This is a genomic window from Pseudomonas chlororaphis subsp. piscium (assembly GCF_003850345.1).
Lineage (GTDB): Bacteria > Pseudomonadota > Gammaproteobacteria > Pseudomonadales > Pseudomonadaceae > Aquipseudomonas > Aquipseudomonas piscium.
The window spans coordinates 5,863,968-5,887,286 of record NZ_CP027707.1; the positions used below are offsets into that span (position 1 = coordinate 5,863,968).

Here is a 23,319-nt window from a genome sequence, read left to right on the forward strand (position 1 = left end):
GCCGCCACCCTAGAGTCCGACAGGTTAACGCCAGGTAAACATCGGTAAAAAAACGCCCGACTCCGCTATCCTCTGGGCCACTGAGCGACAAGGGTCCAAGGGGACGTTCCCGTGCATATCCACCTGCTGCTGGTCGAGGACAACCTCGACCTGGCCAACACCGTCATCGAATACCTGGAGATCAGCGGGATCGTCTGCGATCACGCCAGCAATGGCCGGACCGGCCTGAGCCTGGCGCTGGACCAGCATTATGATGTGATCCTGCTGGACATCATGCTGCCGCGCCTGGACGGCCAACAGCTGTGCAAACAGCTGCGCGAACAGGGCAAACAGACACCGATCATGATGCTCACCTCGCTGGATGCCCTGCCGGACAAGCTCGCCAGCTTTGCCATGGGCGCCGACGACTATCTGGTCAAGCCCTTCGAGCTGGCCGAACTGGTGGCCAGGATCCGCGCCCTGAGCCTGCGGCGCAGCGGCCAGGCCAGCCGCCTGCAGGTGGCCGACCTGACCATGGATCTGTCCACCCGCAAGGTCAGCCGCGCCGGACAGGAACTGCACCTGTCGCCCATCTGCTGGACCTTGCTGGAGTGCCTGATGCGTGCCAGTCCCGAGCCGGTGGGTCGCGAACGTCTCGAGGCCACGGTCTGGGGCGACGAGCCACCGGACAGCAATACCCTCAAGGTGCATATGCACCGCTTGCGCAAGGCAGTGGACAAGGATTTCAGCCAACCGCTGATCCACACTATTTCCGGCATCGGCGTACAGCTGAGGCCCCATGCGTAAGGGGCTGAGTCTGAAATGGGTGATCAGCGGCAGTTTCCTGCTGTTGATCGCCGTGGTGCTGCTGATCTACAGCCAACTGCTATCGAGCTACAGCGTCCGTGGCCTGCTCTATACCGCCAGCGCCATGATGGAAGAGGAAGCCCTGTACTTCGTCAGGCATTACAAGAAAGACCCGAGCCTGCCCCCACCGCAGAACTATTTCTTCAGCAGCGTTATCGGCAAGGAGGCGTTGCCGCCGAAAATTCGCCAGTTGCTGGATACGCCGCCAACCCTGTCCTTCGGTGCCGTGCAGGTGTTCGGTGAACTGGACGCCGATGGGCAGGATGAAGTCAAAGCGATCCTGGCCCAACCCCTGGGTGACGGCAAAACCCTGTATATGTTCGATGTCGACCACGACCATGAAGAAGGCGGCGAGGTCGAGACCCCGTTGTCCGATGCCTATCTCGATCACGAACTGAACAGCGTCAACTTCATCAGTCTGGCGGTATTCGTCCCGGCACTGATCATCATCGTTCTGCTGGTCTGGTGGCTGGTACGTCCTCTCGGCCGGTTGGCCCAGTGGTCCACCACCCTGAAGGATCCGAATGCGGTGTCCAGCCAACGCCCGAATTTCCGCTTCAAGGAATTCAATGTACTGGCCGACTCCCTGGCCCAGAGCGTGCAGCAGGTGCAGGCCGCCAGCCTGCGCGAGGGACGCCTGCTGCGCTACACCAGCCATGAGTTGCGCACGCCGCTGGCGGTGCTCAAGGCCAACCTGGAACTGCTGGCCCTGCAGTCCGGGGGCACGTTGCCCCCACCCCTGCAACGTATCGAACGCTCGGTACTGAACATGCAACGCATTGCCGAGACTCTGCTGTGGATGAGCCGCGAGCGCCTTGAACCCTTGCCGGAAGAAGCCATCGACATGGTCGAGTTGTTCAACGAACTGATCCAGGAGCATCGCTACCTGATCGGCAAGCGGGACATCGAACTGATCCTCGACATCAGCAACGAACCCTGTCGCCTGCCCCCGACCGCCTGCCGGATCGTGGTCGGTAACTTTCTGCGCAATGCCCTGCAATATGCCGACGAAGGCAGCATTGAAATCACCTTCGAGCAGCTGCAACTGCGCATCGTCAACCGCATCCGTGATACCAGCCAGCCGGAAGAATCCAGCGACTTCGGCTACGGCCTGGGCCTGGAACTGATGCGCCAGCTGTGCGCCAGGCTGGGCTGGAAAATCCAGGTCGTCACCGAACAGCAGCGCTTCACGGTGACCCTGGACTTCACCACCACTGAGCCTCCAGCTTCGCCCCAGAAGCGCGCCGAGGGCGATGCCAGCGAGATCAACCGACAGCCCGATTAACCCAGCAAGCCCAGTTCCTGGGCCCGGGCCACGGCCTGGGTGCGACGCTCCACCCCCAGCTTGCTGTTGATATGGCTGGCGTGGGTCTTCACGGTGTGCAGCGAGATAAACAACTGATCGCTGATTTCCTGGTTGGAACAGCCCTGGGCGATCAGTTGCAGCACCGCCAGTTCGCGGGAGCTGAGGGCTTCGCCGTGATGCTGCTCCAGAGGTTCGCGCGCCACGGCGGCCGGCAGACGTTCGAGCAAGGTCTGGCGCAATGGCGTCGCCGGCCCCTGCTGAAGTTGCTCGCGGACCCAGGCCGGATGCGCCCGTACTGCCCATTCGAACGGTTGCAATGCCCCGCCCACGGCAGCTTCCAGCGCCTGGGCAAAGGCCTGCCGGGCCTCGGGGTCGCGCCCCTGGGCCAGCAACAGCGCGACCTTCTGATTCAACGCCATCACATTGAGCATCTGCCGCCCGCTCTCCCGGCCATGCTCCACCAGTTTGTCCAGACGCTGTTCGGCCAGGGCCGGCGCGCCCTGGATACTGTCGAGCAAGGCCTGCTGCAACTCGATATGCAGCGGCAGCTGTGGATGAAACTCCGGCGCCGCGGCGGCTTGGTCGCCGGTGTAGGTCTGCCCCAGGCGAGCCAGCCAGGCCTGCGCCAGGTCGGTGCGGCCCTGGGCCAGCCAGAGCTCGCATTTGACCAGGGTGATCATCGCCAGGTAGTAGATCGGCGGGACGTCCCAGATGTGCATCAGGCGCTCGGCCTCGGCCAGCTCGGCAAAGGCCTTGGCAAACTCACCGTTGTGCCCTTCCAGGTTGGCGATCACGCAATGGCCGATCAGCACGCTGATATCGCGACAGGCCCGGGCCTCGACCAGGCCCGCCCGCAAGCGGGCCAGCCCGGTCTCGGGCTGGCAGCGCAACATCAACAGATAACCCTCATACAGCGTCAGCCGCGCCCGTACCGCATACAGACGCTGCGTGGACAGGCCATACAAGCGCTGCAAACCCTGGCGGACTTCATCCAGCGCCCGCAGGATCTCACCGCGGGCTTGCAGCACCCGGGCCCGGTCGTAATGGGCCAGGGCCTCGAACAAGGGGTTGCCGACCCGCTGCGCCAGTTCCAGGGACTCGCGGTTGAGCCCCCTGGCGCGCCACAAATCGCCATCGGCGATCGCCAGGTTGGACAGGGTCGACAGGCACACCAGCCGCTGCCCGTAACGTTTCTGGGGCAAGGTTTCCAGGGCTTCGGTGCAATACAGCAGGGTCAGTTCGCGATTCCCCCGCCCACGGGCGACAATCCCGCTCAAGGCCAGCCATTGCGCCAGCATGGATTTCTGCGCGGTGGCCGAGGGGGCCGGCAGGAAGCGACTCAAATGGCTGGCCAGTTCCTCGGCGGCATCCAGCTGGCACGCCAGCCCCAGCGCCCAGCTGTACAGCACGATCAGCCGCGGGGTGCTGATCAGCAGGCTGTCGGGCAAGTCCATTTTCCAGCGCAGCAACATGCCGACGTTCTGTTCCGCCAGCAACTGTTCCTCGGACAGGTTTTGTACCAGGTTCGCCGCCACATCCAGGTGCCCGGCGCGCAACGCCTGCTCCACCGCTTCGTCCAGCAGCCCCTGGGCGTTGAACCAGCGACAGGCCCGCAAGTGCAGGCTGGCCGGCGGCAATACCGCGTTGGCGGTGGGCCGGGTGCGCAGCAGGTCGGAAAACAGATGGTGATAACGGTACCAGTGCCCCTGCTCGTCCAGCGGCACCAGGAACACCTGGTGGGCCAACAGGTAACGCAGGATCTCGGCACTGTCGTGGGACTCGCGCAGCGCATCGCACAGTTCGCTGCAGAAACGCTCCTGGGGCGCCGTGTCATAAAGAAACGACTGCACTTCGGCAGGCAGGCAATCGATGACTTCTTCCAGCAGATAATCGCGAATCAGGCCTTCGCCGCCATTCAGCGACTGCGGCAAGGCTCCACTGCTGCCTGCCTCCGAGGCCGCCAACAACCAGAAGCGCAGGCCCGCTACCCAGCCTTCGCTACGCAGGATCAGACTTTCCAGCGCCTCGCCACGCAGCGAACTGCTGTGCCGGTCGAGCAGGGTCAGGGATTCGTCGTAGGTCAGGCGCAGGTCCTGCTCGTGCAGTTCCAGCAACTGCCGCGACAGGCGCAGACGCGCCAGGTGCCAGTCCGGGCGCTGACGGCTGGTCACCAGCACCAGCAGGCCGTCGGGTAAATGATTGAGGAAGAACTGCAGGCAACGATCGAGCACCGGCCCCTGGGCCAGGTGGTAATCGTCCAGCACCAGCAACAAGGGAGAAGCACTGGAAAGGTGGGTCGCCAATTCATCGAGCAGGCCGTCCAACCACTCCTCGAAGGCGAAGGGCTGGTGGCGCTGGCGCATCTTCAGCAGCCCGAGGGATTGGCTGCCCAACTGGGCGAAATATTGTTGCAGCCCCTCGAGCAGGCGTTCGAGAAAACGACCCGGATCGCTGTCCCGACGACTGAGCCCCAGCCACAGGCTGCGCCAGTGCGGCGGCAGGCTCTGGCAGAACTCCACCGCCAGCGAACTCTTGCCAAAACCGGCCGGTGCGCTGACCAACAGCAACCGGCCATTGAGGCCTGCGCTCAAGCGCTCGCACAGACGCGGCCGCAGTACGTAGCCGTCGGGCAAGGGTGGTCGGTAGAAGCGCCCTTCCGGCGCGGCAATGAGCGCACCGGCAGGCCCCTGGATACGGGACAGATCAGTCATGGCCAACTCTTATTGAAGTGCTGTTGTCGGCAATACAGATGTCGGCAGACTATCGGTAAAAAGCCCCCTGTTGAAGATTTTTGCTACAGATGGCTAGAAAAAGAATACAACCAGGTTTGTCAGTGCTCCCCACGTACCTGCAGGAGCGAGCTTGCTCACGATCAGGGCAGCGCGGTTTTACCGGGAAGAGGCATTATCTGGCGTATTTTTCGCGAGCGAGCTCGCTCCTACAGGGGCCAACCCGTGTTTTGTAGAAAAATCCAGACAATAAAAAACGCCCCGAACCAGTCGGGGCGTCGATCGAGGATGCGCCTCGATTTACCGCGGGTTAACGAACGCCATCCTGGCGCAGGGCCGCCGGGGTGAAGTCGCTGGTGGTGGCGGTGAAGCCGAAGTCATAGGCCGATTTCTCTTCGTTCTTCATGCCCAGTGCCAGGTAACGGCCGGACTGCAGGTCGTAGAGGGTTTCCAGGGCGTACCACGGCACTTGCTTGTCGTAGTAGTTCTCGGCATGCGCCTCGGCCACGCGCCACAGCTGGCCACGACCGTCGTAGTGGTCGATCACCGCGGCCTGCCAGGTGTCTTCATCGATGTAGAAGTCACGCTTGGCGTAGATATGACGCTGACCTTCCTTCAGGGTCGCGACCACGTGCCAGACACGGCGCAGCTCGTAGCGAGCCAGGTCCTGGTTGATGTGGCCGGCCTTGATGATCTCGGCGTACTTCAGTTGCGGCGAGTCGAGCTTGTAGCTGTTGGAGGCGATGTACATCTCCTTCTTGCCTTCCAGCTTCCAGTCGTAGCGGTCCGGCGCGCCGTTGTACATGTCGAGGTTGTCGGAGGTACGCAGGCCGTCGGCCGCGGTACCCGGACCGTCATACGACACTTGCGGGGCGCGACGCACACGGCGCTGGCCGGCGTTGTAGACCCACGCCGAACGCGGTTCCTTCACCTGGTCGAGGGTTTCGTGCACCAGCAGCACACCACCGGCCAGACGCGCCGGCGCGGTCACTTTCTGCTTGAAGTAGAACAGGATGTTGCCCGGGTTCGCCGGATCGTAGTCCTTCATCTTGTCGCGGAACACGAACTGGTCCTGGAAGTACACCAGGCTGAACGAGCCGTTGGCCTGTGGCGTCGCCTGGGTCACCAGACGGGTCACACTGCCGCCGCGATAGCGGGTGATGTGGTTCCAGATGACTTCCACACCGCTTTTCGGAATCGGGAACGGAATGGCGGTCTTGAAGTTTTCCAGGCCGTTGCCGCCGCTGACCAGGTTGGTCTTGGTGGCGTTTTCCTTGATCGCGGCGAACACGTCAGCAGGTACCGTAGCCCCGCGGTGGGACGGGTAGACCGGCATTTTGAAAGTTTCCGGGTAACGCTTGAACATCGCGTACTGCCCCGGCGCCAGCTTGTCCTTGTACTGCTCGACGTTCTGCGCGGTGATGGTGAACTGCGGCTGCTCGCTGGCGTACGGGTTGGACAGGAAGCCCTTGCTGTCCACACTGCCGGCGTTGGTCGGCAAGGCTTTCCAGGCTGGAATGGTACCGGCGGAGTTACCGGCCATTTCCGCGCCCATCGGCGTCAAGGAGGTACCCAGCTTGGCCGCTTCATCGGCCGAGACCGCGGCCATGACCCCGGTCGCCAGCAGCGACAGCCCGAGGACACCGACCTGCAACAGACTCTTGGTTACTTTCATATTCTTGTTCTTCCTGAAAATGCAGTGCTTAGAAGTTCACGCCGAAACTGAGGGCCACGAAGTCACGGTCATCCACGGTGGTGTACTTGCCGTCGAAGAAGTTGGTGTACGCCAGGCTCGCGGTGTAGGTGTTCTGGTACTCGGCATCCACGCCCAGGCTGATGGCCTTGCGACCTTCCTCGAAGTTGCCGCCAGGGCCAGGCGAGTAACCGCTGACGTCATGGGACCATGCCACGTTCGGCTTGAGGTTCACACCGGCGAACACGTCGTTGTATTCCCAGATGGCACGACCGCGATAACCCCAGGAAGTCGAGGTGGTGAAGCCGTCGTCGTTACAGTTGCGGCTGCGATTGTTGGTCGCCGCGCCCGCCCCCGCGCCGTTGATGGTGCTGGTGTTGAGGATCTGCGAGCAGGTGTCCAGGCTGCCGGTGGCAGGCAGTTCGCCCGGGCCATAAACCGGATCGCGGCCGTAACGAACCTTGGAGGTGCTTTCCAGGCCGCCCACGTAGGTCAGGCCGACTTCACCGACCAGGGTCAGGCGGCTGGCGCCCATGACCTGATCGAAGAAGTGGGTGAAGGTGGTCTGCAGCTGGGTGATCTCTTTACGGCGATAGCCATGCAGGTCCTGACCCGGAGCGCCGTCGAGCAGCGATGCATTGGCCAGGGTGCCGCCCAGTGGGCGAACACCGGCGAACAGGATATCGGTGGAGTTCAACTGCACCGGAGCGTTCGGGCGATAGCTGATCTCACCGCTCCACGCGGTACCGGTAGGCAAGGTGGTGGAGAAGCTCAGGCCGTAGAGGCGGATGTCCTCAGGGTACTCGACGAAGTACTCGGAGCTGCCTGCCACTACCAGTGGGCCCAGGGCGCGGAACGCCGCTGGCAAGGCCGCGACACGGTCGAAGACCGCCTGCGGAGCACCGGTGGCGCTGAAGATCGGCGCACGGCTGTGGTAGTTCATGAAGTACGCGCCGAACTCGGTGTCGAGCGGCTCGTACATGTACTTGAAGGACACGCCCCACTGCCCGCTGTCCCGTGCATCGCGGTCCGGGCCACGACGTACCAGCACGCCTTCCTGGTTGACGTCGACGCCCGCGGCGGCCAGTGGCCCCAGGGCAATCGATGGAATGGTCGAGCGTTTGTTCAGCACCCGCAGGTTGTCGCTGCAACCGTCGGCGATGATGTCCGGCTGGGAGAAGAAGGTGCCGCAGTTGTCGACGACGGTCTGGTCCCATTCCAGCTGATAGAAGGCTTCGGCCGAGAGGTTCTCGGTCAAGCTCTGGGAGACGTAGAACATGTTGACCGGGATCAGACCTTCCTTGATCTCCGCACCAGGACGGCGGAAAGCGGACACGTCGATCGGGTTGATCGAGTTGATGCCGCCGCCAATGAAGGTACTTTCACCCCAGCTCACGACTTGCTTGCCCAGACGCACGGAACCCGGCTGCTCGGCGATCGAGTAGTTGTGGTAGACGAAGGCGTCGAGGATCTGCCCGCCGGAGGACTTGGCGCCTTCCTTGCGGTTGCTGTCGCTGATGTCCTTGAACTCGCGGCTTTCGTCCTTGAGCTCGAAGTCATACCAGTATTTGCCGCGGACGAAGACCCCGGTGTCGCCGTATTTCAGTTCAAGGTCATGGATGCCCTTGAAGATCTTGGAGAAGGTTTCGCCGCTCTTGAAGTTAGCGTGGCCATCGTCGGAGGTCTGGGACAGGCCATGACCGCCGTTGTTGACACCAATCAGATTCTTGTTGGGGCTCTGGGTAGACCAGCTCGCACCCAGCGATAGAGAAGAGTCGAACTGACCTTCGATTTCACCGATGTTGAAACTGACGCCGAAGGCAGGTCCGGCGAGCGTAGAGGCGAGACTGACGGCCAGAGGCAGTTTCGCCCGGCGCCAGAACTGGTTTACTGATGTCATCGACGCTACTCCATGTGCTTTATTGTTATGGCAGTGAGCACTTTTAAAAACGCTCTGAACGGGCGGAACCCAGTCAGCCCCGAAGTCGTTCAAAGTTGCATCGCCCCATGTTGTGCGGTTGCCCCGTTCTTAAAAATCCTTGGGCGGACTATAGCCAGCAGGTGGTACGGCTTGATCCCTCTAAAGTGTGATTTGCAGCCTCCAACCACTCTGGAACGGTCCTTTCGCCAGTCCGGCAAATGCCGGCACGGCAAGGATGGCTGAAAATTCGGATTTGACAAGGCAAGCGCTTGCTTGGTGGGCTCTACCGTGCCCTTTCGGGCACGGTAGGAGGTGTTTACAGCGTCGAAAGAAAGGTGCTGTTGTTGGCCTGCCATTCGGTGATGTCGAGGCGGATGCGCTTCTTGTCGAGCTTGCCGACACTGGTCTTGGGAATTTCAGTAACAAGGGCGATCTGGCTGGGAATCGCCCACTTGCTCAAGTGCCCCTGTTCGACAAACGGCTTGAGATGCTCCTTGAGCTCCTTGGCCTCGATCGCACGCCCCTCGCGGACCACCAGCAAGGCAAACGGGCGCTCGCCCCATTGCGGATCGGGGATACCCACCACTGCTACTTCGCGTACCGCCGGGTGGCGGCTGATCAGGTCCTCCAGGGCCAGGGACGATACCCACTCGCCTCCGGTCTTGATCACATCCTTGATCCGGTCGCGAATATCGATCACGCCCATGCCGTCGAGGGTTGCCACGTCGCCGGTGTGCAGCCAGCCGCCCTCCCACAGCTCCGCGCCCTTCTGCGGCTCGTTGAAATAGCCTTCGGTCAGCCAGGGCGCGCGCAGCACCAGCTCACCCTGGGTCTCGCCATCGGCCGGCAGGAAGTTGCCGTCGCCATCGACAATCGCCGCCTCCACCAGAGGCCCGGGCACGCCGGCCTTGATCCGGTAGGAGGTGCGCTCATCCTCGGTACCCGCCAGCAGCTCTTCGTTGAGGTGGGCGCAGGACACCAGCGGCCCGGTTTCCGACATACCATAGGCCGCCGTCAGTTGAATGCCCTTGGCCTTGGAGGCTTCATACAGTGCGCGGTTGAGCGCGCTGCCGCCGATGACGATCTTCCAGCCACCGAAATCCGTGCCCTGGGCCGCCTTGGCATTGAGCAGCATCTGCAGGATAGTCGGCACGCAATGGGAGAAGGTGACCTTTTCCTTGCGCCACAGCTCCACCAGCAGTTCCGGGTCGTAACGGCCGGGATAGACCTGCTTGAGGCCGAGCATGGTCGCCACATAAGGCAGGCCCCAGGCATGCACGTGGAACATCGGTGTAATGGGCATGTACACATCGCTGGTGCCCAGCAGGCGCACGCTGTCGATGCTGCCCATGATCACCGCCACGCCCATGGTGTGCAGCACCAGCTGGCGGTGGGTGAAGTACACGCCCTTCGGATTGCCGGTGGTGCCGGTGGTGTAGAAAGTGGTGGCCACCGAGTTTTCGTCGAAGTCCTCGAAGGCGTACTGGGTGCTGGCAGCCGCCAGAAGCTGCTCGTATTCGCCCACCAGGTTCGGCAGGTCGGCGCTCTTATCCGGGCCGTCGGTCAGCAGCAGGGTTTTCTCTACCGTGGTCAGTTGCCCGGCGATTGCCTGGTAGAGCCCGACGAACTCACTGTTGACCAGCACGAAGCGGTCCTCGGCGTGGTTCATGGTGTACAGGATCTGCTCCGGCGACAGGCGCACGTTGATGGTGTGGATCACCGCGCCGATCATCGGGATGGCGAACATGCACTCCAGGTAGCGATGGCTGTCCCAGTCCATCACCGCCACGGTATCCCCGGCCTTGACCCCGGCAGCCGTCAACACGTTCGCCAGCCTGGCCACGCGCTCGATCAGGGTTGGGTAGCTGTAACGCAGTTTGTCCCGGTAAACGATTTCACGGGTCTTCTCGTAACGGGTGCCGGACATCAGCAGCCGTTTGATCAATAGCGGGTATTGATAGGCGCCTTCGGCTGGCGGAATAACGCGAGTCTGCAACATAAGCATCCCTTTTCGTGACTGCACGGTCGTGGCTGAAGAACGCTCACTCTAGAGCGCCGCTGGCTCTGCCAAATCAGCCAAAGGAATGATTTGCAGAGCCGTACGAATGCTAGCTCCAAGCCAGCATTCGTGCGACCGGGGATTCACGCGAAGACACTCATATGCCCCTCAAGCTGCCTGCCCCGCCGCGGCCTCCGCCGGGGTACGCGGGAAGATCAACGCCGCGGCGAAGGTCAGCGCGGCGAAACCGCCCAGGATCAGATACAACCCGGCCAGCCCCTGGCGCGGCTCGACAAAGGCAATCAACGGAATCGCCGTGGCGCTGGCGCCGAACGACAGGCAGTAGCGCAAGGCAAACACCCGGGACTGCCACTGCGGGGCAACGAAGTTGGCGACCATCGCATCGTTCACCGTGACCTGCCCGAACACCACGAACATAAAGGCCGCCCCCAGCACAATGACCGCCCAGCCCTCGACCTCGGCCAGGCCGAACAGCAGCGGCGCCTGGCACAGGGTCAAGAGAATAAAGGGCCATTTCAGACTGAAGCGATGCAGCACCCGGCCAATGCTCAGTTGCGCCACGGCGCCGAAGGCATACGCCAGGCTGACCACCAGGCCCAGGGTCTGCGGCGAAGCGAACAGGTCTTGCAGGCGCTCCTGGAACAGCTTCGGGTAGGTCATGGTGGTGGCGTTGAACACCACCCCACCGGTCGCGGTTGCCAGGGCCAGGACGCCAAACACCATGGCCATGGAAATACGCTGGCCGCCTGCGCCCTTGAGCGGCACATGGGGCCGTGCCGGGATGGGCTCTTCACGCACCTGCCAGGCAAACCCCAGGCCCAGGGCAATCGCCACCACGCCCGGCAGGATGAACGCCGAACGCCAGCCGAAATACGCCACCAGCAGCCCGGTGACCAATGCCGAAAAGGCCACGCCGAGATTGCCCCACATGCCGTTGATGCCAATCTCCCGCCCGCGGTTCTGCGCATAGGCCACCAGCATCGCCGTGCCCACCGGGTGATAGATCGCGGCAAACACGCCCATCAGCGTCAGGCCGACCACCAGCATCGCCGGGCTGCTACTCAGGCCGGTGAGAATCGCCGAAGCGCCGATACCGAAGAAGAACAGCAGCATCATCTGCCGCCGGCTCCAGTGGTCGCCCAGCCAGCCGGCCGGCAGCGAACAGGCGCCGAAGGCAATGAAGCCGCCCAGGGAAAAACCGATCAGCGCGGCATAGTCCAGGTCGAAGGCCTGTGTCATACCGAGCACGGCGGCGGGGAAGATCAGCATGAACATGTGATCGATCACATGGGCGGCATTGATGTAGCGGATTACGTTTCGAGACTGATTCATGACGGCACGCTGTTTCGTTGTAGGTATGCCGTTATGCTAGGTTGGCTACAAAACGTACTCCTGACAATAAAGTCATCGAATCAGACATGTTAATCAGCCACTTTCAACACGGCCCGATCAGCGCCTACCCACGCGACTATCTCGACGGCGCCCACCAGGAGCTGCACCGGCATCGCGAGGCACAGCTGCTGTACGCGGTGCGCGGGACCATGCGCGTGGTAACGGACCAGGGCGCATGGGTCCTGCCACCGACCCGCGCGGTGTGGATTCCGCCCCTGGTGGAACATGAAATCTTCATGGCCGGCGATGTGCACATGCGTTCGCTGTTCATCGCCCCCGAGCTGTCGCCGCCCTCGTTGCAGCAATGTTGCGTGCTGGCGGTCACGCCGCTGCTGCGCGAGCTGATCCTGCGGGCCGTGCAGGGGCGCGAACACGCGGAAAACCCTCTGATCCAGCAACTGATGCTGGAAGAAGTTGCTCACCTGGAGAACCTGCCGCTGCATATCCCCATGCCTCACGACCGGCGCCTGCAAGCCATTTGCCAGGCACTGCTGCAAACGCCGGATCATGCCAATACCCTGGAAGACTGGGCACAGCAGGTCGGCGCCAGTTCACGAACCCTGGCGCGGCTGTTTCAGCAGGAATTGCAAATGAGCTTCAATGCCTGGCGCCAGCAACTGCGCCTGATGGAAGCCCTGCCACGTTTGATCGCCGGCGAGAGCGTGCAACAAGTAGCGACGGCGTTGGGTTATGGCAGCGCCCGGGCCTTCAGCGCGATGTTCTGCCGCTTGCTCGGCAACCATCCGCGGGAATATCTCGGTGCCCTGAACCAGCTCAAGGCACTGGGGCCCATCACTTAGCCCCGGGGTTGGCCCCGTGCGGTTGCAGGTGCCGTTGCAGATAGCTGCGCAGGTGTTTTTCCAAGTCGCGATTACGCGGCCGCGGCCAGCCAGACGGCCATTCGCCCTGCGCCAGGGCACGGATCGGCGCCAGCTGGCTCATGCCCCGGCGCTGGATCTGGCGCAGCCCCTGATCCCACCAGACGTGGCGGCAAGCGTCGATATAGGGCGAAACCGGACAGTTGCTGCCGTACAGGAGATCGCGTCCGACTTTTTGCAGGTCCTTGTTCTGCCGGCTCAAGTAGAACTTTATCCGCGAGCGCTGGAACAGCGACGGAACAGGCTTGCGCCGTGGCACCTCACGCTGCCTACGCAGCAACTCCGGGCGAAAGGCTTCGCCGTGACGCTGGAAGAACAGCGCCTGCATCGCGTGGAAGAAGGCCTTGTCGGAGAAGTAGTGATAGATGCAGCTCTTGCTCTCGCCCACGGCCTGGCTGCCCAGGGCAAATGACAGGGCGATCTGTTCCAGGGTGTGCAGGTCCTTGATGTGGGCGCTCCAATCATCGATCAGGGCGATCGAGGCCTGCATCAAGGGACCATCGCCGGCCGTCAGGCCACAGACGCCGCTGTTGAACAGGCGCTGCTCCTTCGGCACCACATGACCGCTGGCCTGCAAGTAGCGGTCGAGCTTGACGAACTGCGGGCGGGCGCGGACTTCGGACCAGCGAAATTCGACTTCATCGATCAGGTACTGGCCCGGAGCGATACGTTCGAACAGGCGCCGCGGATCGGCCTCGAACAGGGTGTCGGTATCGACGAACAGGGTCTTGTCCGCCAGCTCGAGGCCCGCGGCAAAGGCGCAGGCCTTGCGGCGATGGTAGTAGCCCTGGTCGCCCTGCCACTCGAACAGTGTCTGCGCGCTCAATGGCACCACTTGTACCGGCCAGCCGCGGTAATCCTCCGGGCGATCGGTCATCACCCGGATCACCAGGGCATCGGCATTCTTGCTCTGGTCGAGGGCCGTCAGGATGCTGAATTTTGCTTCATGGCGATAAACCTCTTTGTCGCCATAAACCAGATAGAGCAACTGCTGCGGTACTTTTTGTATCGTCATCAAACGTCCGCTCTCGCAACCCTCCAGACGGTCGAAGGGGGCATAAAGCGGACGATTGTACGATTAATCGTAAATTCTAATCAGAAAAATCTGAGCAATTGGGTGCAAACCCGCAACCTCAATGCATCTCGGTAAAGGCCAGCTTCACCCCGATGGCAATCAGCACCGCGCCCATGGTGCGGTCGAACCAGTGGCCCATGCGGGCAAAACCGGCGCGGACTTTCTGCTGGCTGAACAGCAGCGCCACCAGGCAGAACCAGATAGCCGTCGCCGCCGCCAGGTACACGCCATAACCGGCCTGGATGGCCAGAGGCGTGTGCGGATTGATGACCACGGTGAACAGCGACAGGAAAAACAGCGTCGCTTTCGGGTTCAGGCCGTTGGTCACGAAACCGGAAGTGAAGGCGCCACGCGCGGTGCGCTCGCCGGCTTCCAGGTGCAGGTTCTCGGTAGCGGGTTTGGCCGGCTGCGCCCGCAGCGCCTTGTAGCCGATGTACAGCAGGTAAGCGGCGGCGGCCCATTTCAACGCATTGAACAGCACGATCGACTGCGACACGATCAGGCCGATACCCAGCAGCGAATAGCCCACATGCAGGAAGATCGCGGTGCCAACGCCCAATGCCGTCCAGGTGCCGGCGCGGCGACCGTGGGTCACGCTTTCGCGCACCACGACGGCGAAATCCGGACCCGGGCTGGCCACGGCAAGCAGGTGAATAAGGGCGACGGTCAAGAACTCGGCGAGGTACATGGACACTCCTGTGTATCTAATTATTTCATCTGTTAGGCTCGGCAGATTACGCCTTCAGACCCTCGTGCAAAAGGTACAGTTGATGACTAACAATCGCCGCGCCGTCTTCCTCGACCACAGCTCCCTGGACCTCGGCGACCTCGACCTCGGCGTGCTGCGCCACAGCTTCGGCGAACTGCAACTGCATGACCGGACCAACCCCGAACAGGTGGTCGAGCGCCTGCAGGAAGCCCAGGTGGCGATCAGCAACAAAGTGCTGCTCAATGCCGAAACCCTGGCCGCCTGCCCCGAGCTGAAACTGATCCTGGTGGCGGCCACCGGCACCAACAATGTCGATCTGGCCGCCGCCCGCTCCCGAGGCATCACAGTCGCCAACTGCCAGGGCTACGGCACGCCATCGGTGGCCCAGCACACCCTCATGCTGCTGCTCAACCTCGCCACCCGCCTCGGCGATTACCGCCAGGCGGTCAGTGACGGTCGCTGGCAGCAGGCCCGGCAGTTCTGCCTGCTGGATTTCCCGATCGTCGAACTGCAGGGCAAGACCCTGGGCCTGCTGGGCCATGGAGAACTGGGTGGCGCCGTCGCCCGCCTGGCCGAAGCCTTCGGCATGCGCGTGCTGCTGGGGCAGATTCCCGGCCGCCCAGCCCGACCTGATCGCTTACCGCTGGATGAATTGCTGCCCCAGGTCGATGCACTGACCTTGCACTGCCCGCTCAACGAACATACCCGGCACTTTATCGGCGCCCGGGAGCTGGCCCTGCTCAAGCCCCAGGCCTTTGTGGTCAACACCGCCCGTGGCGGCCTGATCGACGAACAGGCCCTGGCCGACGCCCTGCGCAGTGGTCACCTGGGCGGCGCGGCCACCGACGTGTTGAGCGTCGAGCCGCCGACCGCAGGCAACCCGCTGCTGGCCCATGACATCCCGCGGCTGATCGTGACCCCACACAACGCCTGGGGCAGCCGCGAAGCCCGGCAGCGCATCGTCGGCCAGCTGGCGGAAAACGCCCAGGCGTTTTTCAGCGGTACAGCGCTGCGGGTCGTCAGTTGATAAACTGCGCCACTTTTTTCCCAGGAGCAGATTATGGATCCGCGCAGTGAAGTACTGCTTCGTCAGGCTGACTTGTTTCAAGGCTCGCTGCTGCTGGCCGGCCTGCCCGCCGATGACCTGCTCGGCCGCCTGCCGGCCGCTCATGGCTGGTGCTGGCATGCCGGCGATCAGGCCGCCCTGGATGCACGCTTCGCCGGGCGCAGCCACTTCGGCGTGACCGCACCCGAGCAAGGCTTTGCCAACGCCGTGCTGTTCCTGCCCAAGTCCAAGGAACTGACCGACTACCTGCTCAACGCCCTCGCCTCGCGCCTGGCCGGGCGCGAGCTGTATCTGGTCGGGGAAAAACGCAGCGGCATCGAACGCGCGGCCAAGCAGCTCAACCCCTTCGGCAAACCGCGCAAGCTCGACAGCGCTCGGCACTGCCAGCTGTGGCAAGTGACGGTAGACAACGCGCCGCAAGCCGTCAGCCTGGAAAGCCTGGCCCAGGAATATGAACTGCCGTTGACCGAAGGACCGCTGAAAGTGGTCAGCCTGCCAGGGGTGTTCAGCCATGGCCGCCTGGATCGCGGCAGCGCCCTGTTGCTGGAACACCTGGACAAACTGCCCAGCGGCCACCTGCTGGATTTCGGTTGCGGCGCCGGGGTTCTGGGGGCGGCGATCAAACGCCGTTACCCGCATAACAACGTGACCCTGCTCGACGTCGATGCCTTCGCTGCTGCCAGCAGTCGCCTGACCCTGGCCGCCAACGGCCTGGAAGCCGAGGTCCTGACCGGCGACGGCATCGATGCCGCGCCCATGGGTTTGAACACCATCCTGACCAATCCGCCGTTCCATGTCGGGGTCCACACGGACTACCAAGCCACAGAGAACCTGCTGCGAAAAGCAGCCAAACATCTGAAAACGGGTGGCGAACTCCGGCTGGTAGCCAACAGCTTCCTGCGCTATCAACCGCTGATCGAAGAGCATCTCGGCCCCTGTTCGATCAAGGCCGAAGGCCAGGGTTTTCGCATCTACAGCGCCAAGCGCGGCTGAAAATCTTTTTGCAAAAGAACGCTTGCCGAATGGATTTTGCCTAGGCAGAATCCGCTCCGTCCTAGGGGAGTAGTCTCCCGCGAGCGCCACGCTCGCCCGGCATGCGTCAACATACTTGATCCTCAGATCATGGCGCATGCGACCCAAGAGTCCGCACAGACGGACCGCAGGGTTTGACAAGACCTATGACACGCACACCTTACCCGGGGCGGGAAGGCTGTACGTGTCATAGCCGTGTCGACCCGCCCCTTAGGAATGCCCTGATGCTGGATTCTCTACTTGTTCCCACAGCGATCGTTGCCTTGGCCGAAATCGGCGACAAGACGCAACTGCTTGCCCTCATTCTCGCCGCGCGCTTTCGCAAACCCTGGCCGATCATCGCCGGCATCGTCGCCGCGACCCTGGCCAACCATGCGGCAGCCGGTGCGGTAGGCGCCTGGTTCGGCAGTTTCTTCTCGGATGCAACCTTGCACTGGATCCTCGCCGCGAGCTTTACCGCGACCGCGCTCTGGACCCTGGTGCCGGACAAGATGGACGACGACGAAGCCAGCACCGCCCGCAAGTTCGGCCCCTTCCTGACCACGCTGATCGCGTTCTTCCTCGCTGAAATCGGCGACAAGACCCAGATCGCCACCGTCATGCTCGCGGCGCAATATCCGGAACTGTGGCTGGTGATCATCGGCACCACCGCCGGCATGTTGATCGCCAACGTCCCGGTGGTACTGGCCGGCAACTTCGCGGCGGAGAAACTGCCCCTGACCCTGATCCGTCGCCTCGCGGCTTCGGCGTTCTTCATCCTGGCCATTGTCGCGGTGTACAAGGCCATGCAGAGCAGCGGCTGGTTGTAAGAGCACCACCAGCAGGCACGCCTCCAGGCAAACCTGCGAGCACAAAAAAGCCCCGAACCAGTCGGGGCTTTTTGCAGGGGCCGGCTTGCTCACGACACTGTCGTCAGCAACGACGCCAGACGATCAGGGTTTCTTGGCCTGCTGGTACAACGGCATCACCTTCGGAATCGCCGCTTCCAAGGAGGAAATACGACTGTCGGAGGCCGGGTGAGTACTGAGGAATTCAGGTGGCGCACCTTCCGAAGCCTTGCTCATCTTGTTCCACAGGGTGATGGCCGCGTTCGGGTTGTAGCCGGCGCGGGCCGCCAGCTCCAGACCGATCAGGTCGGCTTCGTTTTCATTGCCGCGACTGTTGGGCAGGGTCATCAACAGGTTGACCCCGTTATCGCCCACGGCGACTGCTTCCTGCGGTGCGCCGGCGATCAGGGCGATCTGCTTCAACGCGCTGACACCATAGGCCTTGGACATCGCTTCACGACCATGCTCGCGCAGGGCGTGGGCGATTTCATGGCCCATGACCGCGGCGATCTCATCGTCGGTCAGTTGCAGCTTCTCGATCAGGCCGCTGTAGAAAATGATCTTGCCGCCAGGACCGCAGTTGGCGTTGAGTTCATCGCTCTTGATCAGGTTGACTTCCCAGTTCCACTGCGCGGAATCCGGGCGGAAGACCGGGGCCTGGGCAATCAACCGATTGGCGATCGCCTGGATGCGCCTGGCATTGGCACTGGACTTGTCCAGCACGTTCTTGCTGCTCGCTTGGCCGATCGTCTGCTGATAGGACTGCGCGTAGGACTGATTGACCTCATCGCTCGACAGCATGCTGAACATGTACTGCTTGCGATCGACCCCGACAGCGCCACCGTTAGTGGTGTTGACCGACTGGCAACCCGACAGCAGCAACGCGGCAACCAGTGCACCCAAAACCTGTTTCTTGCTCATGAAAACACTCCCTGAAAACATGGCGCGTATCCTAGGCTCAGTTGTGTATCGACGCCAGATACAACGGACGTGTAGCACGCTGTTTTCAGCTACGGAGCAGCGTAGGAAAAAATTCACAGAGCCCTCCCCGCCGCGCCCGACAACGGCCGGCAGCTGTCCATTTGCGACATGCCCGCCCACAAAACAGTCATTTTTCCGATCCTCGCTCATGGTCGGCGAGGGCCTTGCCGATACAGCGGGGCAGACGTCATTCCTGCGTCCGGAGCCCTTATGAAATTCAAGTCGATTCAGTTTTCCGTGGCCGCCCTGGCCGGTGCCATCGTCCTCAGTGTGGTCGTTGCCCTGGTGCTGTACGCCCTGTTCGCCGGCGCCCGGACCCAGGAGATGGTGCAGCAGCAAACCCAGGCCCAGTTCGAGCAAGTCATCGAGCAGCGGCTGGTCGGGCTGGCACAGACCCAGGTCAGCCAGATCCAACGCGAACTCGAGGCGCCCCTGCTGATCGCCGGCGGGCTGGTACGGGTCAACGCGCTGATCGGCAGCAAGGGCGCGGACGGCAACCCACAGCTCAATCTCAGCCGTGAACAGTTGATCAACCTGATCAAGGAAAACGTCACGCAGAACCCGAAGATTCTCGGTGCCTATATAGGCTGGGAAAAGAACGCCATCGACCATAACGACAGCGCCTATGTCGACACCAAGGTGGTGGGTATCGATGCCAGCAACGGGCGCTTCCTGCCGTGGTGGTTCCGCAACGAAGACGGCAGCCTGGGCCTGGACAAACTGGTGGACGTAGACGACCAGAAAGTCCTGTCCACCGGCGTACGCGCCAGCGAGTACTACCTGTGTTCCAAGGAAAGCAAGAAGTCCTGCGTGATCGATCCGGCGCCGTACAAGGTCGGCGACAAGATCGTCATGCTCGCCTCCTTTATTGAGCCCATCCTGCTCGACGGGGCCTTCCAGGGCATAGTCGGCGCCGACCTGTCGGTGAACTTCATCCAGGACATGCTCCTGGGCGCCAACCAGAAGCTCTACAAAGGCGTGGGCGAAATGGCCCTGATCGGTGGCAATGGCCGGCTGGTGGCCTACACCAAGGACCCGAGCAAGTTCGGCGAAAAGGTCAGCGACATTCTCGACAGCGAGGAAGTCGCCAAGCTGGGCAACCTCAAGCGCGGCGAAGTGAACTACAACGTCGATCAGGCCAACGGGCGGATCGAGCTGTACCTGCCGTTCGGCATCGGCCAGACCGACGCCCGCTGGACCCTGATGCTGCAACTGCCGCTGAATGCCGTCATGGCCGACCTGCAGAAACTGCAGAACGACCTGGCCGAACAGCGCCAGGCCGACACTTTCGGCATGGCCATGGTCGGCCTGATCATCGCCGGCCTCGGCCTGCTGGTGATCTGGCTGGTGGGCCACGGCATCGCCCGTCCGCTCAAGCAGATGGTGGCCATGCTCGACGATATCGCCCAGGGCGAAGGCGACCTGACCCGCCGCCTGAGCAGCGACCGCACCGACGAACTGGGCTCTATCGCCAAGGGCTTCAATACCTTCCTGGCCAAGCTGCAGGCAATGATCAGCCAGGTGGTGACCTCGGTGCAGAGCGTCAGCGACTCCTCCGAACACACCGCCGATATCGCCATTCGCACCAACCAGGGTGTGCACAAGCAGATGGCCGAGATCGACCAGGTGGCCACCGCCGTGCATGAGATGACCGCCACCGCCCAGGACGTGGCCCGTAACGCGACCCAGGCCGCGCAAGCCGCCAACCATGCCGACCAGGCCGCCAGCCAGGGCATGCAGATCGTGCGCGACACCTCGACCGCCATTGGCGCCCTGGCCGTGGAAATCGGCCGGGCGGTGGGCGTCGTGCAGACCCTGGCCAAGGACAGCGAGAACATCAACGCGATCCTGATCGCCATTCGCGGCATCGCCGAACAGACCAACCTGTTGGCCCTCAACGCCGCCATCGAAGCCGCCCGCGCGGGCGAACAGGGCCGTGGTTTTGCCGTGGTGGCCGACGAAGTGCGCAACCTGGCACAGAAGACCCAGCAGGCGACCGAAGAAATCCAGTCGATGATCCAGCAGCTGCAGCAAGGCACCCGCGATGTGGTGCGGGTCATGGAGGATAGCCAGAACCGCACCGACGAAAGCGTGCAACACGCGGCGAAAGCGGCCGAGGCCCTGGAAACCATCACGCAGGCGGTGTCGGTGATCAACGACATGAACACCCAGATCGCCAGCGCCGCCGAAGAGCAGAGCGCCGTCGCCGAGGACATCAACCGCAATGTGATCAATATCGGCCAGGTGGCCAACGAAGTGGCGGGCGGCGCCGACGAGTCCAGCGCGGCCAGCGCCGGCCTGACCAAGCTGGCCGAGCAGCAGCGGCGCCTGATCAATCAGTTCAAGGTCTGAAATCTGCGAAAGGTCCTTCGGACCTTATCGCGGGCAAGCCTCGTGCCTACAGACGAGCGGATCAGCCCGGGGTCAGGCATTCCGGGGCATTGAGCTTCGGATCGTTCACCAGGTTGGCCAGCACCCGCTCGCGCAAGGCGGCCGGTGGGCTGGCCAGCAAGGCTTGCAGCACCGGCAATGGCGTCTCTGGGTCGAGCCAGGCTTCCTGGCCCTGGGCATCGAGGATCAATGGCCGACGCTGACTGGCCGCCGGCTGAGTGACCACCGCGGTGCTCAGCCAGACCTGTTCCTGCACCGGATAGGCTTCCCAGATCGCCGCGAAGAACAGCGACGAGCCCTCTCCCGGCGTCAGCCAGTACGGGCGCTTGCGGGTGCCGCCACGCCATTCGTAAAAACCGTTGGCCGGCAGCAGGCAGCGGCGCTGGCGAAAGGCTTCGCGAAACATCGGCTGTTCGGCCAGGGTTTCGGCACGGGCATGGGCGGGGGTGCGCGACAGGTCAGTCAGCCAGGGCGGCGTCAGGCCCCAGCGAGCGCGGGCGAGGTTGCGCTGGCCGTCGCTGCTGCGCAGGATCAGCACCGAATCGTTGGGCGAAATATTCCACTGCGCCTGCTGATCCGCCGGAAATCCGGGCAAGGCGGCAAACGCTTGGTTCCAGCGAAACAGGGCATAACGTCCACACATGGGGCAAACAACTCTCGGAAAATCGGCGGCCAGCCTAACAGATCAGCACACCGGCATGATTGGCCGGCTCGTCGCCGGGCATCGGCAGCGCGGCATTGTACGCGGCGATCAGTTCCCGAGCGTATTGCGCCTGGTCGTTATCCACCGCCAGCCCGAGCAGGCCGAACGCCGGCAACTCACCGGTGCCGCCGAGCAAATCCCGCCCCACCAGGTGTGCCTCGATCCCCTCGCTGGCCAGCATGCCCTGGAGCAATTCCCCTTCCAGCAGGTTTTCCGGTTCGTAGACTCGCTGCATATAACACCCTCACTCGTTTTCGCTGCGCACCTCGAGCATCCATTCCTCACCGTCGGTCTGCAGCGTGAACACAATGGGCCGGCAACAGACCGGACAGTCCTCGATGTACTGCTGATCGCCCCCGGACAGGTCCAGCACGGCCTCGGCCTCTTCACCGCAGTAGGGACATTGATAGCGTTCGGTTTCCAGCATCGCGGCCTCCGGAGTGACTTGTGCGTATAATCGCCGGTCTATTTGCAGGGCTATTGAGATCTGAGCTTACTTTTCAGACCGCGCCCGGCTATTTTTCGATCCAAACCTTTTCTTACCTAGCCGTTTCCAACAAGAGAGCATGATGGGCGAATTCGATGCCATCCGACCTTACGACGACAGTGAAGTACCAGCGGTGCTGGCTCGACTGCTCGGCGACAAGGCGTTTCTAGATATCCTCACCCACTTCCGCTTCCCGCGCTTTGCCGGCGCTTTCGGCTGGCTGCTCAAACCCCTTATAGCTCATCGGCTGCGTCGAGAGTTCGCCGCGGTCACTTCGGTGGCGACCCTGCAGGACAAGGTCGAGTTCTACGTCGACCACACCATCGAACGGGCCACCGACGGTGTGACCTACACCGGGGTCGAGCAATTCAAATCCGGCAGCGCCTACCTGTTCATCGCCAACCACCGCGACATCGTGATGGACCCGGCCTTCGTCAATTACGCGGTGTACCACGCCGGGTTGCCAACGCCACGTATCGCCATCGGCGACAACCTGCTGCAAAAGCCCTTCGTCAGCGACCTGATGCGCCTGAACAAGAGCTTCATCGTGCACCGTTCGATCACCGGGCGCCGGGAAAAGATGGCCGCCTATCAGCTGCTGTCGGCCTACATCAACCACTCGATCCGCAACGATTGCGCATCGATCTGGATCGCCCAGGCCGAAGGCCGGGCCAAGGACGGCGACGACCGTACCGAGTCGGCGATCCTCAAGATGTTCCACATGAGCCGCAAGGACGAGCCGTTTGGCGAGGTCATCCAGTCGCTGAACCTGACCCCGGTGTCGATCAGCTACGAATACGACCCTTGCGATCAGGCCAAGGCCCGCGAGCTGTATATCCGCGCCACCACCGGCAGCTATACCAAGGCTCCGGGCGAGGACGACATCAGCATCGCCAAGGGCATCACCGGCTATAAAGGCCGGGTCCACGTGAACTTCGCCGCGCCGATCAGCAAGCTCTTCGAGGACACCAAGCAATTGGCGGTGGAGATGGACCGGCAGATCCTCGGCGGCTATCGCCTGTTCCCGGTGCATTACCTGGCCTACGCCCAGTGGAGCGATGCCGACCCGGCGTTGCAGGTTCCGAGCGCGGCCCAGGTGTTCCCGGCGGACGAACTGGCCAAGGCCCAGGAAGAGTGGCAACGACGCCTGGACGCCTGCCCGGAGGAGCATCGCCCATACCTGGTGCTGCAATATGCGACGCCGGTACGCAATCAGTATCGGGTCAAGGCGGGACTGGCCTTGCCATAACGCTTACCGCACAC

Annotated in this window: 19 protein-coding genes, 1 pseudogene and 1 riboswitch; of the genes and pseudogenes, 9 read left to right on the top strand and 11 right to left on the bottom strand. The window is 62.6% G+C overall.

Annotated elements, in window-relative coordinates; translation table 11 throughout:
- The first annotated feature begins 111 nt into the window (after positions 1–111).
- Both C4K38_RS26505 and C4K38_RS26510 read left to right on the top strand, forming a co-directional pair.
- Positions 112–786: a response regulator transcription factor gene (locus C4K38_RS26505; RefSeq protein ID WP_053280820.1), complete on the top strand. Its 675-nt coding sequence runs from the start codon at positions 112–114 to the stop codon at positions 784–786.
- Positions 779–2,131 carry a sensor histidine kinase gene (locus C4K38_RS26510; protein WP_053280821.1) on the top strand — a complete coding sequence of 451 codons (1,353 nt, stop codon included), beginning with the start codon at positions 779–781 and terminating at the stop codon, positions 2,129–2,131. The genes C4K38_RS26505 and C4K38_RS26510 overlap by 8 nt, the downstream gene beginning before the upstream one ends.
- Here C4K38_RS26510 and C4K38_RS26515 read toward each other — a convergent pair.
- The 5 genes from C4K38_RS26515 to C4K38_RS26535 all read right to left on the bottom strand — a co-directional run bounded on the left by C4K38_RS26515 (position 2,128) and on the right by C4K38_RS26535 (position 11,847).
- On the bottom strand, positions 2,128–4,863 hold the full coding sequence (locus C4K38_RS26515; RefSeq protein WP_053280822.1) for a winged helix-turn-helix domain-containing protein: 2,736 nt from the start codon (positions 4,861–4,863) through the stop codon (positions 2,128–2,130). The genes C4K38_RS26510 and C4K38_RS26515 overlap by 4 nt on opposite strands.
- A gap of 328 nt (positions 4,864–5,191) precedes the next feature.
- The gene (locus tag C4K38_RS26520) at positions 5,192–6,556 is read right to left on the bottom strand and encodes a DUF1329 domain-containing protein (protein WP_053280823.1); all 1,365 of its coding nucleotides are present in this window, start codon (positions 6,554–6,556) and stop codon (positions 5,192–5,194) included.
- A 28-nt stretch (positions 6,557–6,584) separates the two neighbouring features.
- Positions 6,585–8,474 carry a DUF1302 domain-containing protein gene (locus tag C4K38_RS26525; protein WP_025806213.1) on the bottom strand — a complete coding sequence of 630 codons (1,890 nt, stop codon included), beginning with the start codon at positions 8,472–8,474 and terminating at the stop codon, positions 6,585–6,587.
- Between the two features lie 337 nt (positions 8,475–8,811).
- Entirely contained in the window at positions 8,812–10,494 is a 1,683-nt protein-coding gene (locus C4K38_RS26530; protein ID WP_025806214.1) for a fatty acid--CoA ligase, read from the bottom strand.
- A gap of 168 nt (positions 10,495–10,662) precedes the next feature.
- Entirely contained in the window at positions 10,663–11,847 is a 1,185-nt protein-coding gene (locus tag C4K38_RS26535) for an MFS transporter (protein WP_053280824.1), read from the bottom strand.
- An 86-nt stretch (positions 11,848–11,933) separates the two neighbouring features.
- Between C4K38_RS26535 and C4K38_RS26540 the strand changes: the two genes are divergently transcribed.
- Entirely contained in the window at positions 11,934–12,707 is a 774-nt protein-coding gene (locus C4K38_RS26540) for an AraC family transcriptional regulator (RefSeq protein WP_053280825.1), read from the top strand.
- On the opposite strand, the gene C4K38_RS26545 is transcribed toward C4K38_RS26540, so the two are convergent.
- Positions 12,700–13,800 carry a hypothetical protein gene (locus C4K38_RS26545; protein ID WP_053280826.1) on the bottom strand — a complete coding sequence of 367 codons (1,101 nt, stop codon included), beginning with the start codon at positions 13,798–13,800 and terminating at the stop codon, positions 12,700–12,702. The two genes, C4K38_RS26540 and C4K38_RS26545, sit on opposite strands and share 8 nt — an antisense overlap.
- A gap of 118 nt (positions 13,801–13,918) precedes the next feature.
- Positions 13,919–14,548 carry a LysE family translocator gene (locus C4K38_RS26550; RefSeq protein WP_025806216.1) on the bottom strand — a complete coding sequence of 210 codons (630 nt, stop codon included), beginning with the start codon at positions 14,546–14,548 and terminating at the stop codon, positions 13,919–13,921.
- 82 nt (positions 14,549–14,630) lie between these two features.
- On the opposite strand from C4K38_RS26550, the gene C4K38_RS26555 reads away from it, so the two are divergent.
- The 3 genes from C4K38_RS26555 (at position 14,631) to C4K38_RS26565 (ending at position 17,476) form a co-directional block, all read left to right on the top strand.
- Entirely contained in the window at positions 14,631–15,596 is a 966-nt protein-coding gene (locus C4K38_RS26555) for a 2-hydroxyacid dehydrogenase (protein WP_053280827.1), read from the top strand.
- Between the two features lie 33 nt (positions 15,597–15,629).
- Positions 15,630–16,628, top strand: coding sequence for a methyltransferase (locus C4K38_RS26560; RefSeq protein WP_053280828.1), 999 nt, complete (start codon positions 15,630–15,632; stop codon positions 16,626–16,628).
- A 51-nt stretch (positions 16,629–16,679) separates the two neighbouring features.
- Positions 16,680–16,803: riboswitch (yybP-ykoY riboswitch) on the top strand.
- A gap of 88 nt (positions 16,804–16,891) precedes the next feature.
- Positions 16,892–17,476 carry a TMEM165/GDT1 family protein gene (locus C4K38_RS26565; protein WP_009045541.1) on the top strand — a complete coding sequence of 195 codons (585 nt, stop codon included), beginning with the start codon at positions 16,892–16,894 and terminating at the stop codon, positions 17,474–17,476.
- Positions 17,477–17,599: 123 nt separating this feature from the next.
- Here C4K38_RS26565 and C4K38_RS26570 read toward each other — a convergent pair whose 3' ends face one another.
- Positions 17,600–18,415: a M48 family metallopeptidase gene (locus C4K38_RS26570; RefSeq protein ID WP_053280829.1), complete on the bottom strand. Its 816-nt coding sequence runs from the start codon at positions 18,413–18,415 to the stop codon at positions 17,600–17,602.
- Between the two features lie 1,449 nt (positions 18,416–19,864).
- On the opposite strand from C4K38_RS26570, the pseudogene C4K38_RS33030 reads away from it, so the two are divergent.
- Both C4K38_RS33030 and C4K38_RS33035 read left to right on the top strand, forming a co-directional pair.
- Positions 19,865–19,924, top strand: a pseudogene (locus tag C4K38_RS33030) (hypothetical protein); the annotation flags it as partial.
- 198 nt (positions 19,925–20,122) lie between these two features.
- Positions 20,123–20,827, top strand: a complete 705-nt coding sequence (locus tag C4K38_RS33035; RefSeq protein WP_371877881.1) for a methyl-accepting chemotaxis protein — start codon at positions 20,123–20,125, stop codon at positions 20,825–20,827.
- Positions 20,828–20,888: 61 nt separating this feature from the next.
- On the opposite strand, the gene C4K38_RS26580 is transcribed toward C4K38_RS33035, so the two are convergent.
- From C4K38_RS26580 to C4K38_RS26590, 3 genes are read right to left on the bottom strand one after another with little or no spacing between them, the layout of a single operon-like run.
- Entirely contained in the window at positions 20,889–21,509 is a 621-nt protein-coding gene (locus C4K38_RS26580) for an SOS response-associated peptidase (RefSeq protein ID WP_053280831.1), read from the bottom strand.
- 34 nt (positions 21,510–21,543) lie between these two features.
- Positions 21,544–21,804, bottom strand: coding sequence for a putative signal transducing protein (locus C4K38_RS26585; protein ID WP_009050766.1), 261 nt, complete (start codon positions 21,802–21,804; stop codon positions 21,544–21,546).
- Positions 21,805–21,813: 9 nt separating this feature from the next.
- The gene (locus C4K38_RS26590; protein ID WP_025806222.1) at positions 21,814–21,996 is read right to left on the bottom strand and encodes a CPXCG motif-containing cysteine-rich protein; all 183 of its coding nucleotides are present in this window, start codon (positions 21,994–21,996) and stop codon (positions 21,814–21,816) included.
- A 139-nt stretch (positions 21,997–22,135) separates the two neighbouring features.
- On the opposite strand from C4K38_RS26590, the gene C4K38_RS26595 reads away from it, so the two are divergent.
- Positions 22,136–23,305 (top strand): 1-acyl-sn-glycerol-3-phosphate acyltransferase, encoded by a 1,170-nt coding sequence (locus tag C4K38_RS26595; protein WP_053280832.1) that lies wholly within the window; start codon positions 22,136–22,138, stop codon positions 23,303–23,305.
- The last annotated feature ends 14 nt before the right edge of the window (positions 23,306–23,319 follow it).